This is a genomic window from Actinomyces sp. B33 (assembly GCF_028437565.1).
Taxonomy (GTDB): Bacteria; Actinomycetota; Actinomycetes; order Actinomycetales; family Actinomycetaceae; genus Pauljensenia.
Genome location: NZ_JAMRYR010000003.1, coordinates 400739 through 415802 on the forward strand (window position 1 = coordinate 400739; position 15064 = coordinate 415802).

The window sequence follows — 15064 nt, forward strand, 5'->3', positions numbered from 1 at the left end:
TCACTCCTTCCCTGCGAAATCGGCGCGGTTGGCCTGCGCGGCCTCGGTGATCTTCTGGAAGAACTCGGGGTACTTGGCCTGCCACTGGTCGTAGACGGGTTTTGTCGCCTCGCGGAACGCGTCCTTGTCGGGATGGGTCACGGTCAGCGACTGCTCGAATTCGTCGTAGATCGCCTCGGTCTGCTCGGCCATGAGATCGCGCTGATAGTCGCGGGCCTCATCGGCGGCCTCCTGGATGATCTTCTGCTGGTCGGGGGTCAGCCGGGCCCACCGCATCGTCGAGATGACGAAGGGGTTGGTCTCGTACTTGTGCCCGGTGGAGGCCAGGTGGGGCTGGACCTCGTTGAGCTTGGAGCTCTTGATGTTGACGACGGGGTTCTCCTGCCCGTCGACGGCGCCGGTGCGCAGGGCGAGGTAGAGCTCGCCGAAGGCCATGGGCGTCGGGTTGGCCCCGAGCTGGTTGAAGATCGAGATCGTCATCGTGTCGTCGGGGGTGCGGATCTTCAGGCCCTTGAGGTCGTCGGGCGTGTTGATCTCGCGCTTGGAGTTGGTGATGTCGCGCAGGCCGTTGTCCCAGAACCCGAGGACGTGGAAGCCCGCGGGCTCGGCCTCCTCGGCGAGGTAGTTGTGGATCTCGTCGTCGTCAACGATCGAGTAGGCGTGCTCGGAGTTCTCGAAGAGGAAGGGAAGGCCGATGAGGGCGGCCTCGGGGACGTAGGTGGCGAACGGTCCCTGCGAGTTGATCGACATGTCGAGAGTGCCGGAGGACACCGAGACCATCATCTCCGAGTCGGATCCGACGGCCTCCTGACCGAGGATCTGGACGTCGATCGTGTGGTTGGATTTGGCCTCCACGAGCTCCTCGAACTTCAGGGCGGCTTCCGATCGGGGGTTCCCGGGGGCGGCGCCGTGGCCGAGGATGATGCGGATGGAGTCCGTGGCGCGGGGGCCCGCCCCGCCGGCGCAGCCGGCGAGGAGGGTCGTGGCGGCGATGACAGCGGCAAGGCCGCTGACGACGGATGTGCGTCGCAGCATGGCATCGTCTCCTTTGACGGTGGTGATGGGAAGGGGGCGCTCGAGGCTCAGGAGATGTAGGTGCCGCCGTTGATGGAGTGGGTGCAGCCGGTGATGTAGGCGGCGTCCTCGGAGGACAGCCAGCAGATCAGGGCGGCGATCTCCCACGGCTCGGCCTGGCGCCCGAGCGGAACGGCCTCGGCGAGCTTCTTCTCGGTCTCGTCGTCGCTGCCGACGCGGATCTCGGTGTTGACGACGCCGGGGGCGACCGCATTGACGGTGATCCCGTATTCGGCGAGTTCACGGGCCATTCCGCGGGTCAGGCCCAGGACGCCGGCCTTGGCTGCCGCGTAGGAGGTCTTGGAGAAGACGCCGCCACCGTGCTGGGCGGTGACCGAGGAGGTGTTGACGACGCGACCGTACCCGTTCTCGATCATCAGGGGCACGAGGGCCTGGGCGAGGAGGAAGGAGCCGGTGAGGTTGACGGCGAGGACCTTGTTCCAGGTGGCCAGATCGAGCTCGAGGAAGCCCATCGGCGAGGGGATGCCGGCGATGTTCGCCAGGGCTCCGACCGGGGGGAGGTCGGAGGCCGTAATGGCCTCGACGACGGCGGTCACGGACTCGGGGTCGGCGACGTTGACGGCGAAGGCCTGGACCGGGGCCTCGGGGACTTCGGCGCGAACGGCCTCGGCGGCGGCTGTGGCGCCTTCCTCGTTGATGTCCAGCATCGCGACGCCCCAGCCTTCGCGGGCGAAGCGCAGAGCGGTCTGGTATCCGATGCCCTTCAAGGACGATGTTCCGGTGACGACAGCGGTGCGCTGTCCGACTCCTGTGCCGTAGCTCATTGATTCTCTCCACATCAGTGTGACGGCGAGCACCATCGCCCACCGCTGTTAACAGTAAACAATATGAGGAAACATTGTCAACAATAGATGTGGAGGATAGTGCAGAAGCCCTTCTTCACCCGGAAGGCGAGCGGATCTCCTGCGCTCCACACCCCGGCCAGGGGCGTCAGAACCGACTCATTCGATGCCGACGATGTCCCGGGGATCCTGTGCGCGCTTCTGCCATACGCCGCCGGAGTTGCGCATATGCTCGACGATCGCATGACGGGCCCGCTCCGAATCCCCAGAGCGCAGCGCCGCGATGATCGGACGATGATAATCGGTGTCCATCAGCCGCGGCCGCTCGTCGGACTCGTCGGCGAGGACGGCGACGCGCATCCGATCCTGGAGTTGGCGCCACATGTCGAGCAGCACCGTGTTCCCCGAAGCCGCGCACAGCGCCTCATGGAAGCCCAGATCGATGTCGAGCCTCTCGTTAAGGGTCATCCCCGGTTCGAAGGCCGGCAGCTTCGCCTCGATCTCGTCGACCAGCTCGTCGCACCGAGGCGACTGGACGATGTGGACGGCGGCCAACGCCTCGAGCGCGCCGCGGACTTCGTACAGCTCGACGACCTCCTCGGCGCTCTGCTGCGTCACCCGCAGGCCCATCCTGTCCTCTCCAACGACGAGGCCGGACTGCTGAAGGCGGCGCAATGCCTCGCGGACCGTTCCCCTGCTGACCCCCAGCTGCTCGGCGAGATCGACTTCACCGAGTCGTTGCCCAGCACTCAACCGCCCCTCGAGAATCGCAGACCTCAAGGACTCCCAGACCTGCTCGCGCAGCGTCTGACCGCTCACACTTGGAATGCTCAACTCAACCGCCTTCTTCATTACGCCCTGCCCTGCGCATGTGCTGGACCGCTAGACGTAGTTAAACACTCGCGGAGTTCATCCTGACGCAACACGATCACGCAGGCGAGTGCGCCGCGGCATGCAGCCCTCTTTATCTGCGGGAGGAAGCATAGCCGCAAAACAGTTAAAACTGACCAATAAGTCAGTTTTTTGACCATGAGGTCAGTCCTCTGATGACGCGGAACACCTTTGACATTGTGTTACAGCGCACATATTGTCAACAGTAAGCAGTTAACCAACTGTTTCAAGTCATGAGTTTCTTCCGGGCACACTGTCGTAACCGGTAGCCCTCCTAAAGGTTGTCATCAGTCGCGCCAGGAAACAGTCAAATAAATCTGCCTCATGACAGCAGCAATGGCGCTGCCACCATCAACAGTGGAAGGACCACCCCATGTCGACACGTCGTGTCTACTCAGCCACGCTGACCCTCATGGCTGCCACAGCCCTTGGAATCTCAGCTTGCGGCGGCGGTATCTCTGAGACCGCAACCCAAAGCTCAACAGGCTCAACTCCATCAACGAAGATCCAGGCCGCGGCTGATGGCGTAGTGCTGAGCTATACGACACAGCACACGGAGAGCACTCCCTTGAGTCGCGCCATTCAAAAGTACGGCGAACAGGTAGCGGAAGCCACAGAAGGTCGGGTCACATTCGAAAACTACTACTCTGCGCAGCTCCTTCCCGCGGCAGAGGTCGTCAACGGCATCGGTGATGGCCGCGCCGACACCGGCTACGTCGTTGACGTGATGTTCGCCGATCAACTCCCGCTCACGAACTCTTCCTCCATTCCCTTCGATCGAACGAATGGGGTCGCCCAGGCTCAGGCGTACCAGAAAATGTATGAAGAGAATGAAGCTTTCAAAGCAGAGTATGAGAAGCTCGGGCTTCACGTCCTTAGCTTTTTGCCCATGGGGGAAACCATCCTGGGAAGTACTTTTAAAGTCGATACCCTCGAAGACCTTAAAGGGCATTCGGTTCGCTGCCTAGGATTCATCTGCGAAGCATATGAAAAAATCGGTGGGCATCCTGCGGCAATCGCTTCGAACGAGATATATGAAGCCATGGATCGGAAAACCATCGACGGTTGGGCAGGATATCCTTTCATGGATGTTCCCGCTACACAGCTCCAGGAAGTCAGCCCAAATATGACACTTATCGGTCTTGGGCAATACTCCCAGGGAGTTTTCCCAATCAGCGAAAGTGTCTGGGAGAAGATCTCTCCGGAAGATCAGAAAGTGATGACCGAACTCGCTTCCAAGCTCCCCGAAATGATCGCCGAAGAGAACCTCAAAGCCGAAGGAGAAGCATGCGAGGTGACCACTGAGGCGAATGTGACCCTCTCGTCAATGGCTGACGAGGAAGTCAACAAGTGGAAAGAGGTCGTCTACGGCCCCATCTACGACAAATGGGTAGAAGCAGCGAGTCAGAAGAGCGGAACAGACGCCGACGCCTTTTACAAGGACCTGATGAGCGCATATGAGGAAATCTTGAAGGAAACGAACTTCAAATCCTCCTTCGTCGAGTGCTCTGAAAAATCTCAGCGATGAGGTTGCATGAGGGTTCGGGGCCCTTTAATAAGGGCCCCGAACCCTCATCGATGGAAAGCAGGCCAACTTGATTATTAAATCACTTGTCCAACGCGCATCCCAAGCCTTGGGACTCATTAGCGCAATTGCGACTCTATTCCTAATGCTCTTGACTGTTACTGACGTCATTAGTCGATTGATCACTGGAGGATCAGTTCCAGGTCTCCTGGAGTTTACTGAAGTAGCTCTCGTTTTTCTCGTATTTTGCGGTATTGCGTACGGTCAGCAACAGAAAACGCATGTTGCCGTTACCCTCGTCACCTCTCGCCTACCCGAGAGGATCGGCCGAACGGTTGTAGTCCTGGGTCTTTTGATCATTCTTGCTCTATTCGCCTGGGCCACTTTTGCGACCGGAAGTCAAGCACTCGATTCCGTCATGCGACAGGAAGCACGTTTCGGTCTCGCCGCTGTTCCTATTTGGCCTGCTCGAGTTGTCCTCCCGATTGGATTCTTCTTGCTTTTTGGTGAAACCCTAATACAATTACTCAATGTCATCGGCGGCCGCGAAAAAATTCGAGAGGAATCTCTTCCCGTAGAAAGTGAGATCCTCTCATGAGCGGTGAACTTATTGCCATCATTGCTATAGCAATTCTTCTTGTCCTCCTCGCAGCTCGCGTTCCCGTTGGTTTCAGTCTGCTAACCGCTGGCATTGCCGGCCTTTTCATGCTCAACGGATTCAGTATTGCCAATACCGCACTTGCAACAGAAACCTATACAGCAGTCGCCAAATCGACGATGGTCGTTATTCCAATGTTCATCCTCATGGGGATGTTCGCCATGGAATCCGGAGTTGCCGTCGGAGCTTTCCGTCTAGCAAACAAGGTCGTTGGAAAACTTCCCGGTGGTCTCGGAATCGCGACGGTTCTCGTCTGCGCAGTATTTGCTGCGGTATCCGGTTCCAGTCCGGCCACGGTCGCGACGGTGGGACGAATTACCATCCCAGAAATGCGCAAGGCCGGATACTCTAGGGAGTTCACTGCTGGAATCATCGGAACTGCGGGGACTCTGGGCGTCCTCATCCCTCCGAGTATTGTCGCCGTAGTCTTCGGGGTGACCACCGAAGTCTCGATCGGAAAGTTGCTCATCGGAGGAATCCTTCCGGGTGTCGTTTCAGTGCTGGTGATGTCGACGTACATCGTTGCGACTGCGATCCGGCATCCCGAGAAGGTCAATGACCGTTCCTATGTGTCTTCCAGAAATGAAGACCTCTCAGAAAAGAGTTCTCGAGAGGATCTTTACGCTCTGATCGGCGTTGGAATAATGTTCGTCGTTGTTATCGGAGGAATTTATACCGGTCTGACGACGGCAACCGAATCTGCAGCTTTTGGCGCACTCGCCGGACTTTCGGTTCTCATTGTCGCGCAGATCAAAAAAGGATGGCGAGCCCTGTACAGCGCCTTTGTGAAATCTCTGAAGGAGGCCGCTGCCACAACAACAATGATCTTCGTAATCATGATCGGCGCTAGTGTTTTCACAAACTTCCTCGTCCGCTCCGGAGCTACGAAGACCGTTGCCGATGCCATTCTCGGTCTGGGCCTCTCTCCATATCTCCTCGTTTTGGGAACTCTGATCATTCTCATCCCGCTGGGCATGTTCCTCGAGACTGTTTCAATTATTCTCATCACGATGCCAATTCTCTGGCCGATGCTCGAATCCGTCGGCGTCAATGGCGTTTGGCTCGGAATCATGACCATCATCATGATTGAAATCGGACTCATGACTCCCCCAGTAGGAATCAACGCCTTTGTTCTGACCGGAATCGCAGAAGATATCACTCTCGGACAAACATTCAAGGGCTTGACTCCTTTTGTCCTCGTTCAGCTTGTCATCGTTGGATTAATTTTCTCCTTCCCTGGAATCGTGACATTGCTTCCAAGCTTGATGCGATAGAGACTGAGAAGAGATCTCTGCCTTCCAATGAAGGGAATCTAAAGACAAGGATCGTTAATCATGGTTGAAAAAGTTACATTCGTAGGCATCGGAGCCATCGGACTCCCAATGGCCGTAAGAATTGCAGAAGCGGGCTTCTCAGTTATTGGAGTGGATCCCTTCGAGGCACAGCGAGAGCTCGCATCGTCTCATGGTCTCGTTGCAGAAATGGACTCACGATCGGCTGCAGATGCTGATACGGTCGTCTGCATGGTGGCCACGCCAGCACAACTTGTCAGTGCCACCCTAGGGTCCAAGGGCCTTTTGGAAAGAATGCGGGCTGGATCTACATTGATCGTGATGAGCACTGTCGGCCCTGATGCTATTACTCAGTTGATTCCTGCAGCAGAACAAAATGGGGTTCATTTATTAGATGTCCCGGTCACAGGCGGAGTGGCCGGAGCCAAAAAAGGTTCCCTCACTCTCTTCGCATCTGGATCCCCTGAAATCATTGAGCAAAACGCTCCTCTTTTGACTTCGATGGGAAGAATACTCGACTGCGGTGCAACTCCAGGTCGAGGGCAATCATATAAGATCGTCAATCAGCTTCTCTGCTCTGTTCATATCGTTGCAGCCGCGGAAGCACTTGCCTTTGCGGAAAAACTCGGTCTGGAACCAGCAAATGCATTGGCTGCTGTTGAAAAAGGAGCCGGAGGCTCCTGGATGCTGTCGGATCGCGGTCCCAGAATGCTCGAAGGACTTGACGCGGAAGTGACAAGCGCCATTGATATCTTCGTCAAGGATTCGACTCTTGTATCCGATACGGCTGATCGCATTGGTTTTGACGCACCGCTCGTCAAATTGGCGCAACAGAAGTATCAGCAGATGCATGATCTTGGGCACGGAAGAAAAGACGATTCTCAGGTCATCCAGACATATCGGAACTAGGGCCGAAAAGTGGGGGGCCTCCGTCGGACGCCCCCCACTTTTTGGATGAATAGATTGAAGACGATTCAGTACTCGTCGAGCAATTCATCGAGCTCGTCGAGGTCCTCGACGGACAACCCCTCATCGGACGAAACGCCTTCCGGCTCGACGGCAATAGGATCGGCGCCTCCGCCGACCCGCGGGTCCTCGTCGACGCGCTCCGCGATGAAAAGATCCCCCGTCTCGTCGGCATCCAGGACCGTGTCGGCCCGATCCCCCTCGACGTCCTCCGCCGAATCCTCGGCGCCGGCCGATCGGCGCGACCACGCCGGGGACTCGATGTCCCGCCGCACCGCGTCGAGAACCGCGTTGACGAACGCCGGCGACGTGTCCGTCGAGATCGACTTGACGATCGCGATGGCCTCATCGATGGCGATCACCGGCGAGACGTCCTCGGAATTCTCCAGCATCTCCCACACGGCCACGCGCATGACCGCCAAGTCGACGGCCGCGATCCGATCGAGCCCCGAGACCCGGGCGTGCGCCGCCAGCAGATCGTCGATCGACCGCAGACGGTCGGCGACCCCCTCGATCAGACGGATCGAGTACTCCGGCAGCGGGGTCAGCGCGGCCGTGACGACCTTTCGCTCGCGCAACAGATCCCGCAGGACCTGCGGATTGCGGCCCATGCCGCGCTGATCCGCCTCGAAGACCACATCGGCAGCGCGCTTGCGCGCCTTCGTCCGAGAGGTGAAGCGGTGCTGCTTCGACATCAGTCGGTCACACGACCCGAGTAGGAGCCATCACGGGTATCCACCTTGACCCGCACGCCCTCCTCCATGAAGAGCGGGACCTGGATCTCGTACCCGGTCTCGAGGACCGCCGGCTTGGTGCCCGCCGACGAGCGGTCCCCCTGCAGGCCCGGCTGGGTCTCAGTGATCGTCAGGACCACCGTCGCCGGGAGCTCGATGAACAGGACCGTGCCGTCGTGCTGGGAGACGATGACGTCCTGGTTCTCGACCATGAAGTTCTTCGCGTCGCCGACGACCTCGGCGGAGACCGTGATCTGATCGTAGGTCGACTGATCCATGAAGACGTAGTCCGCGCCGTCCTGGTACAGGTACGTCATATCGCGACGATCGACGGTGGCCGTCTCGATCTTGATGCCGGCGTTGAACGTGCGGTCGACGGTCTTGCCCGACATGATGTTCTTGATCTTCGTGCGCACGAAGGCCGGCCCCTTGCCGGGCTTGACGTGCTGGAACTCGACGACCTGCCAGAGCTGGCCATCGATGACCATGACCATGCCGTTCTTCAGATCATTCGTCGTTGCCACAGGAATTACCTCGCTTCGGGGGGATGTGAATCGCCCGCCAGTCTACACGCCGCGATCACCTCATCGGCGACCCGCTCCGGGGTCACGCCGTCCGTCCCCACTGAGTGATCCGCCACGGCAGTCGCGGCCCCGTGGACCTCGGCGATCATGCCCGCGAGCACCGCGCGCGGAGCCCCCAGGGCCGCCGAGCGCGGGGCGTTGAGCCCCATCCGGCGGGCCACGTCCGCGATGGACACGGACAGCTCGACGACCAGCGCCCCCGCCGACCTCGCCCTGCCCAGCGACTCGACGACCACCGGGTCGAGGACCTGCGACGCGCCGATCGACACCACCGCGCCCGAACGCGACAGGGCCTCGAGGGCCGCCCCGCGGCGCGCCTCGTCGAAGCCCTCCGCCCCATGGATGATGAGCTCGGCCACCGGCGCGCCCATCCGCTCGGCCACCAGTGCGTCGGCCTCGACGAACCCGACCCCCAGGCGCTCGGCGACGAGGGCCCCGACAACGGTCTTGCCCGCCCCCGACGCCCCCACGAGGACGATCAACGGCGCCTCACTGCCCACCACGAGCCCCCTGCTCGAGGACGGCGGACACCTCATCGGCGGCCACGGGCTCGACGACGGGCCGTTGGAGCCCGTCGAGCAGGACGAAGCGCAGAACGCCACCGCGGACCTTCTTATCGGAGGCCATCGCGTCGAGCAGGCCCTCCGGATCCCCCTCGTACGACGTCGGCAGACCCACCCGGGAGAAGAGCCCGACGTGCCGATCGACCTCAGCCTGCGAGAGCATCCCGCGTGAGGCGGCCAGACGGGCCGCGAAGACGCAGCCGACGGCGACCGCGTCGCCGTGCCGCCACGAGTAGTCCTCGCAGCGCTCGATCGCATGAGCGAGGGTGTGACCGTAGTTGAGGATCTCCCGCAGCCCCGCCTCGGTAAGATCGGCACCCACGACCCGCGCCTTGACGAGCGCCGACCGGTGGATCAGCTCGCGCAGCACCGAGGAGCCGGGATCGATGAGCTCCGAATCCCCGGCGCCCTCGACGAGATCGAGGATCCTCGGGTCGTCGATGAACCCGCACTTGACGACCTCGCCCAGTCCGGCCCGCAGATCGGCCGCAGGAAGCGTCTCGAGCATCGTCAGATCGCACACGACCCGGCGGGGCGAGTGGAACGAGCCGACGAGGTTCTTCCCCGTCGCCGTGTTGATCCCCGTCTTGCCGCCGATCGCCGCATCGACCATCGCCAGCAGCGTCGTCGGGATGTTAACGAGGTCGACGCCGCGCAGCCACGTCGCCGCAACGAACCCCGCCATGTCCGTCGTCGCCCCGCCGCCCAGCGCCACGACCGCGTCGGCCCGGCCCAGGCGGAAGCGCCCGGCCTCGTCCCACAGGCGGGCGACCGCCTCCAGGGTCTTGCCCGCCTCGGCGTCCGGGTGGTCGGCGAGACTGACCGCCAGCCCCCTGTCCTCGAGGCCGCGCGCGAGTCGGCGCGCGGGCCCCTCCAGGGCTCGGGCGTGGACGACGAGGACGCGCGTCGCCTCGGGCCTGAGGACCTCGGTGACGAGGCCCGCCTGGTCCCCGCGCCCGATGAGGACGTCGTAGGGAGCGGCCCCGCCCACGCGCACCCGGCCCCACGCCGGGTCGACGGCCTCCAGGATCCGATCGGCGACGTCGCGCGCGGGCCCGGAATCGGAGCGCAGGCGCAGCGTCTCGACCTGCTCGTACAGCGGCGAGCGCTCGGCCCTCAGGCGGCGCAGGGCGCCGGCCGGGTCGTCGCGCAGCAGCGGTCGGTGCGACGCGCGGGAGGTCCGGCGCACCAGCTCGTCGTGCTCGACGTCGAGGTGGACGACGTCGTGGCCGGCGAGGAGCTCGCGCACCCGGGGGGTGACGACGGCGCCCCCGCCCAGGGAGACGACGGCCCGCATCCCCAGGGCGCGTTCGACGGCGCGGGCCTCGCGGGCGCGGAAGCCCTCCTCGCCCTCGGAGGCGAACACCTCGGCGACGCTCATCCCGGCCTCGGCCTCGACGAGCGCATCGGTATCGACGTGGGGCGCCCCCAGGTCGGCGGCGACGAGGCGGCCGACCTTCGATTTGCCGGCGCCGGGCAGTCCGACGAGGACGACGGGCAGGCGGAGGCGGGCCGTCATGCCCGCTCCCCCACCCTCGCCAGGTAGGCCTCGAGGTTGCGGCGCATCTCGGCAACCGAGTTCCCGCCCGCGTGATCGGAGAGGGCGTCGGCCAGGACGAGGGCGGTCTGGGCCTCGGCGATGACGGCCCCCGGGACGACCTGGCAGGTGTCGGAGCGCTGATGGAGGGCCGTCGCCTCCTCGCCGGTCGCCAGATCCACCGACCTCAGGGCCCGTGGAACCGTCGAGATCGGCTTGAACGCGGCCCGCACGACGATCGGCTGTCCGTTCGACGTGCCGCCCTCGATGCCGCCGGCCCGGTTCGACGCCCGGGTCAGGCGCCCGTCGGGTCCGCGAACGATCTCGTCATGGGCGCGCGAGCCGGGCAGCGCCGCCTGGGCGAAGCCCTCGCCGATCTCGACCCCCTTGACTGATTGGATCGACATCAGGGCCGCCGCCAGCCGCGCGTCGAGTCGCCGGTCCGCCTGGACGTGGGTCCCCAGGCCCACGGGCACGCCCCAGGCGACGACCTCGACGACTCCGCCGATGGTGTCGCCCGCGGCCTTGGCGGCATCGACGGCGGCGACGAAGCGGTTCTGCGCGGACGGGTCGAGGGTCCTCATCGGCGAGGCGTCGAGGGCCTCCTCGTCGGTGGGAACCGGGAGGGGGAGGCCCGGCTCGGCATGCTCGCCGCCGACGGACACGACGTGGCTGACGAGCTCGACGCCGGCGACCTGACGCAGCAGCTCGGAGGCGATCGCCCCGAGGACGACCCGGGCAGCCGTCTCGCGGGCGCTGGCCCTCTCGAGGACCGGACGGGCCTCGTCGAGGTCGTAGGAGAGCATCCCCGGCAGGTCCGCGTGGCCGGGGCGCGGCCGGGTCAGCGGCCGGTTGCGGGCGATCTCCCTGCCGTCCCCGGTCCCCGCGTCGACGAGGAGATCGGCGGGGTCGACGGGGTCGGCGGACATGACGACGCGCCACTTGGGCCACTCCGAGTTCGCGATCTGGACGGCGATGGGAGCGCCGGTCGTCGTCCCGTGGCGCACCCCTCCGAGGATCGTCACCTCGTCGCGCTCGAAGGACTGACGGGCCCCCCTGCCGTAGCCGAGGCGCCGTCGCGCGAGGGCCGAGCGCAGGACGCCGGTCGTCAGGTCGAGGCCCGCGGGCATCCCGTCGATCGTGGCGACGAGGGCGGGGCCGTGCGATTCTCCAGCGGTGAGCCATCTGAGCATGGGCCCAGTGTCCCACAGGCCCGGAGGGGCCGGAGGAGCTGCTCAGATGCGAACGGGTAGGCCCGCGCTCTCCATTTCCGCCTTGACCTGGCCGATCGTCAGCGTCCCGAAGTGGAACACGGAGGCGGCCAGGACGGCATCGGCCCCCGTGCGGGCGGCCTCGACGAAGTGGGCGGCCGCGCCCGCCCCGCCCGAGGCGATCAGGGGGATCCTCACGCGCTCGCGGACGTCCGCGAGCATCTGCAGGTCGAAGCCCGAGCGCACCCCATCGGCGTCCATCGAGTTCAGGAGGATCTCCCCGGCGCCGAGTTCCTGGGCCCGAACCGCCCATTCGACGGCGTCGACGCCGGTCGACCGTCGTCCCCCGTGGGTCGTCACCTCGTAGCCCGAAGGGGTCTCGACGCCGTCGCGGACGCGTCGGGCGTCGACCGACAGGACGATCACCTGGTCGCCGAAGAGGTCGGCGACTCGCGAGATCAGCGATGGATCGGCAATGGCCGCCGTGTTGATCCCCACCTTGTCCGCGCCGTGTCCCAGGAGGCGCGCGACGTCGTCGACGCTGCGGACTCCTCCGCCGACCGTCAGGGGGACGAACACCTGCTCCGCGGTCGCGGCGACGACGTCGAGCATCGTCGCGCGGGCCTCGACGGATGCCGAGACGTCGAGGAAGGTGATCTCGTCGGCGCCCTCGGCCCCGTACCGGGCGGCGAGCTCGACGGGGTCGCCCGCGTCGCGCAGGTTCTCGAAGTTGACGCCCTTGACGACGCGACCGGCGTCGACGTCGAGGCAGGGGATGATGCGCAGTGCTACCGACATGGGGCGATCCTACGCGGACCGGGGCGCCGGATGCGGATCCGGGTCACGGCCCAGACGCCGCCCCCGCCCCCCCGGTCGACTGGGGCGCCGCCCCCTGCGACTGCGGGGAGTCGTCGTCCGCGGGCCCGCCGTGCGCCGGCTCGACGCCGAGGAGGTCGATGACGACGCACAGCGTGTCGTCCCCGTCGGCCATGTCCGGGGGGATGGTGATGGCCAGGCGCGACCCGATCCGCTGGTCGACGAGGGCCTGGCGCAGCCCCGGCATCGCCCGCTCCAAGACGATGAGCTCGGGGACTCCCGTCGTCCACGTCGACGAGCGCACCATACCGTCGGCCCATCCGACGACCGCGAACTGGGCGACGAGGGCGTCGTCCTCGCGCACCTGCCCGCCCCCGCCGGCGACGAGAGTCTGGATGGTGATCCCCCCGGGGGGCTCCTCCCCATGCCGGATGACCGGACCCTCGGGACTCATCGTCACCTGGAGGGCCCCGATCTGCTCGCCGATGACCTCGTCGCCGTAGGCGATGGTCGCGAGGACGTCGACGACGTCGACCTCCACCGCCGGGGCGTCCGGGCCGTCCCCGCCGCCGATCGGGCGGACGACGAGGAGCCGGGTGCCCTCCGGCTGCCCGATGACCAGCCCCGCCAGGTCCTCGCCGAGGTCGGCCTCGCCCGCCGCGCCGACGACGAGCTGCGGCCTGCCCTGGGGCGAGAGGTTCTCCCCGGTGGCGCCGTCGAAGGCGGTGACGGCCAGGAGCACCGGGGAGTCCGGCGTGATCTGCCGCCCCGCCCCGGTGGCGATGACGCGGGATTTCAGGGCGGTGACGCGCGCGGGGGATTCGAGGGCGACGACCGGGGTCGCCCCGACCCGGCCCGACACGGCGACGACGTCGAAGACGGATGCGGCGGACTGGGGATCGACGCCCGGCGAGTCGCCGCGCCCGCGGTGGATCGCCCACATCGCCGCGGCGATGCCGACGGCCAGGAGGAGCGTCGCGGCGATGACGACGATCGCGGCGCGCGCCCGGCCCGGCCGGCTCATGCAGGGAGCTCCGTCGTCGACCGGCCGATCGCCGCGATGAGGGCGTCGACGCGGGGGTCCTCGCAGGCCAACGGGTCCTGGAGCGACAGGGGGACGGCGGAGCGGTCGTCGAGACGGACGTGGACCCAGTCGGCCGTCAGGTCGACGCGCGCGTCCTCGGCGGCGGCGATGATCCGCCCCCGCAGGGCGGCCCTCGTCGTGGCCGGGGGCTCCCCCGTCGCCTGTGCGACGCGCTGGGGGCTCGTCAGCCTCTTGACGAGGCCGGCCCTCTCCATCCTCTCGAGGAGGCCGTCGCCGGTGATGTCGTGGTACGACAGGTCGAGCCGGGCGACCCGGGGGTCGGCCAGGCCCACGCCCTGGCGGGCCGCGTAGGACTCGAGGAGGCGGCGCTTGATGGCGATGTCGAGCTCGGTCTCCACGCCCGTCCAGTCGCCGGACTCCAGGGCGTCCAGGCCCCGCTCCCACAGGTCGAGGACGTACGCGTGCAGGTCGTCGAGGCCGTCGGCGCCGACGGTCCGCACGACCCGGTCGCGCACCTCCCGCTGGACCGCGACGGGCGTCATGGTCCTGCCGTCGGCGAGGTCCAGGCGGGTGCCGGCGCTCAGATCGGCGTTGATCTCGCGGATCGCCCGCATCGGGTCGGCCAGCGCGAGGTCCTCGATCCTCAAGCCGTCCTCGAGGGCGGTCAGGAGCATCTCGGTCATCCCGATCTTCAGGGCGGTCGTCGCCTCGCAGACGTTCGTGTCGCCGACGATGACGTGCATCCTGCGGTACGATCCGGAGTCGGCGAGGGGCTCGTCGCGGGTGTTGATGATCGGGCGGGACCGGGTCGTTGCCGAGGAGACCGCGTCCCACATCTGGTCGCCGCGCTGGGAGAAGCACAGGGACGCGCCTGCCGGCCCGTGCTTGATCCACCCGTTGCCGACGAGGATCTGACGGGTGATGAAGAAGGCCACGAGGGCGTCGGCCACCTGCCGGAAATCCCTGCGTCGATGGAGCAGGTAGTTCTCGTGGCAGCCGTAGGAGTGCCCGTGGGAGTCGAGGTTGTTGCGGAAGAGGTGGAGGCGCTCGTCCCTCCCCTCGGCCTCGAGGGTCTCGTCGGCCCGCGCGGCCAGGTCGGCGAGCATCAGGGAGCCCGCGCGGTCCTGGGCGAGGAGGTCGTCGAGACGATCGCATTCGGCGGTCGCGTACTCGGGGTGCGACCCGACGTCGAGGTAGAGGCGGCCGCCGTTGCGCAGGAAGAGGTTCGACGACCTGCCCCGGCTCAGGAGGGGGTCGAAGAGCCTGCGGGCCGCCTGGTCGGCGTCCATCGTCGAGGCGGCACCCGTCGTCGGGGCGGCCGTCAGCCCGTACTCCGTCTCGATCCCGACGACTCGGCGCCTCACG

At 65.1% G+C, this 15064-nt stretch carries 15 protein-coding genes; 4 read left to right on the forward strand and 11 right to left on the reverse strand.

Annotated elements, in window-relative coordinates; all coding sequences use genetic code 11:
- The 3 genes from M3T53_RS06350 to M3T53_RS06360 form a co-directional block, all read right to left on the reverse strand.
- A complete protein-coding gene (locus tag M3T53_RS06350) occupies nucleotides 1–1035 on the reverse strand; it encodes a TRAP transporter substrate-binding protein (protein ID WP_272433630.1) in 1035 nt (344 codons plus the stop codon).
- Nucleotides 1036–1082: 47 nt separating this feature from the next.
- Entirely contained in the window at nucleotides 1083–1859 is a 777-nt protein-coding gene (locus M3T53_RS06355; protein ID WP_272433631.1) for an SDR family NAD(P)-dependent oxidoreductase, read from the reverse strand.
- A 177-nt stretch (nucleotides 1860–2036) separates the two neighbouring features.
- Nucleotides 2037–2696: a GntR family transcriptional regulator gene (locus tag M3T53_RS06360; protein WP_272433632.1), complete on the reverse strand. Its 660-nt coding sequence runs from the start codon at nucleotides 2694–2696 to the stop codon at nucleotides 2037–2039.
- A gap of 445 nt (nucleotides 2697–3141) precedes the next feature.
- On the opposite strand from M3T53_RS06360, the gene dctP reads away from it, so the two are divergent.
- From dctP to M3T53_RS06380, 4 genes are all read left to right on the forward strand, one after another.
- Entirely contained in the window at nucleotides 3142–4296 is a 1155-nt protein-coding gene (dctP, locus tag M3T53_RS06365) for a TRAP transporter substrate-binding protein DctP (RefSeq protein ID WP_272433633.1), read from the forward strand.
- A 142-nt stretch (nucleotides 4297–4438) separates the two neighbouring features.
- Nucleotides 4439–4891, forward strand: a complete 453-nt coding sequence (locus M3T53_RS06370) for a TRAP transporter small permease (protein WP_272433634.1) — start codon at nucleotides 4439–4441, stop codon at nucleotides 4889–4891.
- Nucleotides 4888–6225: a TRAP transporter large permease gene (locus M3T53_RS06375; RefSeq protein WP_272433635.1), complete on the forward strand. Its 1338-nt coding sequence runs from the start codon at nucleotides 4888–4890 to the stop codon at nucleotides 6223–6225. The genes M3T53_RS06370 and M3T53_RS06375 overlap by 4 nt, the downstream gene beginning before the upstream one ends.
- A 60-nt stretch (nucleotides 6226–6285) precedes the next feature.
- Entirely contained in the window at nucleotides 6286–7152 is an 867-nt protein-coding gene (locus M3T53_RS06380; RefSeq protein WP_272433636.1) for an NAD(P)-dependent oxidoreductase, read from the forward strand.
- Between the two features lie 65 nt (nucleotides 7153–7217).
- Here M3T53_RS06380 and nusB read toward each other — a convergent pair whose 3' ends face one another.
- From nusB to pafA, 8 genes are read right to left on the reverse strand one after another with little or no spacing between them, the layout of a single operon-like run.
- Entirely contained in the window at nucleotides 7218–7904 is a 687-nt protein-coding gene (nusB, locus tag M3T53_RS06385; protein ID WP_272433637.1) for a transcription antitermination factor NusB, read from the reverse strand.
- A complete protein-coding gene (gene efp, locus M3T53_RS06390) occupies nucleotides 7904–8467 on the reverse strand; it encodes an elongation factor P (RefSeq protein ID WP_272433638.1) in 564 nt (187 codons plus the stop codon). The genes nusB and efp overlap by 1 nt, the downstream gene beginning before the upstream one ends.
- 5 nt (nucleotides 8468–8472) lie before the next feature.
- The gene (locus M3T53_RS06395; RefSeq protein WP_272433639.1) at nucleotides 8473–9027 is read right to left on the reverse strand and encodes a shikimate kinase; all 555 of its coding nucleotides are present in this window, start codon (nucleotides 9025–9027) and stop codon (nucleotides 8473–8475) included.
- Entirely contained in the window at nucleotides 9017–10609 is a 1593-nt protein-coding gene (gene aroB / locus M3T53_RS06400) for a 3-dehydroquinate synthase (RefSeq protein WP_272433641.1), read from the reverse strand. The genes M3T53_RS06395 and aroB overlap by 11 nt, the downstream gene beginning before the upstream one ends.
- Nucleotides 10606–11820: a chorismate synthase gene (aroC, locus tag M3T53_RS06405; RefSeq protein WP_272433642.1), complete on the reverse strand. Its 1215-nt coding sequence runs from the start codon at nucleotides 11818–11820 to the stop codon at nucleotides 10606–10608. Before aroC ends, aroB begins: the two co-directional genes overlap by 4 nt.
- A 42-nt stretch (nucleotides 11821–11862) precedes the next feature.
- Nucleotides 11863–12636, reverse strand: a complete 774-nt coding sequence (gene hisF, locus M3T53_RS06410) for an imidazole glycerol phosphate synthase subunit HisF (protein WP_272433643.1) — start codon at nucleotides 12634–12636, stop codon at nucleotides 11863–11865.
- A gap of 43 nt (nucleotides 12637–12679) precedes the next feature.
- Nucleotides 12680–13678: a peptidylprolyl isomerase gene (locus tag M3T53_RS06415; protein ID WP_272433645.1), complete on the reverse strand. Its 999-nt coding sequence runs from the start codon at nucleotides 13676–13678 to the stop codon at nucleotides 12680–12682.
- A complete protein-coding gene (pafA, locus tag M3T53_RS06420) occupies nucleotides 13675–15063 on the reverse strand; it encodes a Pup--protein ligase (RefSeq protein WP_272433647.1) in 1389 nt (462 codons plus the stop codon). Before pafA ends, M3T53_RS06415 begins: the two co-directional genes overlap by 4 nt.
- Nucleotide 15064: the final 1 nt, after the last annotated feature.

Bases quoted from the DNA above. Each gene is read 5' to 3' on its own strand.
- aroB (WP_272433641.1), bottom strand. From the start codon at position 10,609: ATGACGGCCCGCCTCCGCCTGCCCGTCGTCCTCGTCGGACTGCCCGGC.
- M3T53_RS06380 (WP_272433636.1), top strand. From the start codon at position 6,286: ATGGTTGAAAAAGTTACATTCGTAGGCATCGGAGCCATCGGACTCCCA.
- M3T53_RS06355 (WP_272433631.1), bottom strand. From the start codon at position 1,859: ATGAGCTACGGCACAGGAGTCGGACAGCGCACCGCTGTCGTCACCGGA.
- dctP (WP_272433633.1), top strand. From the start codon at position 3,142: ATGTCGACACGTCGTGTCTACTCAGCCACGCTGACCCTCATGGCTGCC.
- hisF (WP_272433643.1), bottom strand. From the start codon at position 12,636: ATGTCGGTAGCACTGCGCATCATCCCCTGCCTCGACGTCGACGCCGGT.
- M3T53_RS06415 (WP_272433645.1), bottom strand. From the start codon at position 13,678: ATGAGCCGGCCGGGCCGGGCGCGCGCCGCGATCGTCGTCATCGCCGCG.
- nusB (WP_272433637.1), bottom strand. From the start codon at position 7,904: ATGTCGAAGCAGCACCGCTTCACCTCTCGGACGAAGGCGCGCAAGCGC.
- M3T53_RS06375 (WP_272433635.1), top strand. From the start codon at position 4,888: ATGAGCGGTGAACTTATTGCCATCATTGCTATAGCAATTCTTCTTGTC.
- aroC (WP_272433642.1), bottom strand. From the start codon at position 11,820: ATGCTCAGATGGCTCACCGCTGGAGAATCGCACGGCCCCGCCCTCGTC.
- M3T53_RS06370 (WP_272433634.1), top strand. From the start codon at position 4,439: ATGCTCTTGACTGTTACTGACGTCATTAGTCGATTGATCACTGGAGGA.
- M3T53_RS06350 (WP_272433630.1), bottom strand. From the start codon at position 1,035: ATGCTGCGACGCACATCCGTCGTCAGCGGCCTTGCCGCTGTCATCGCC.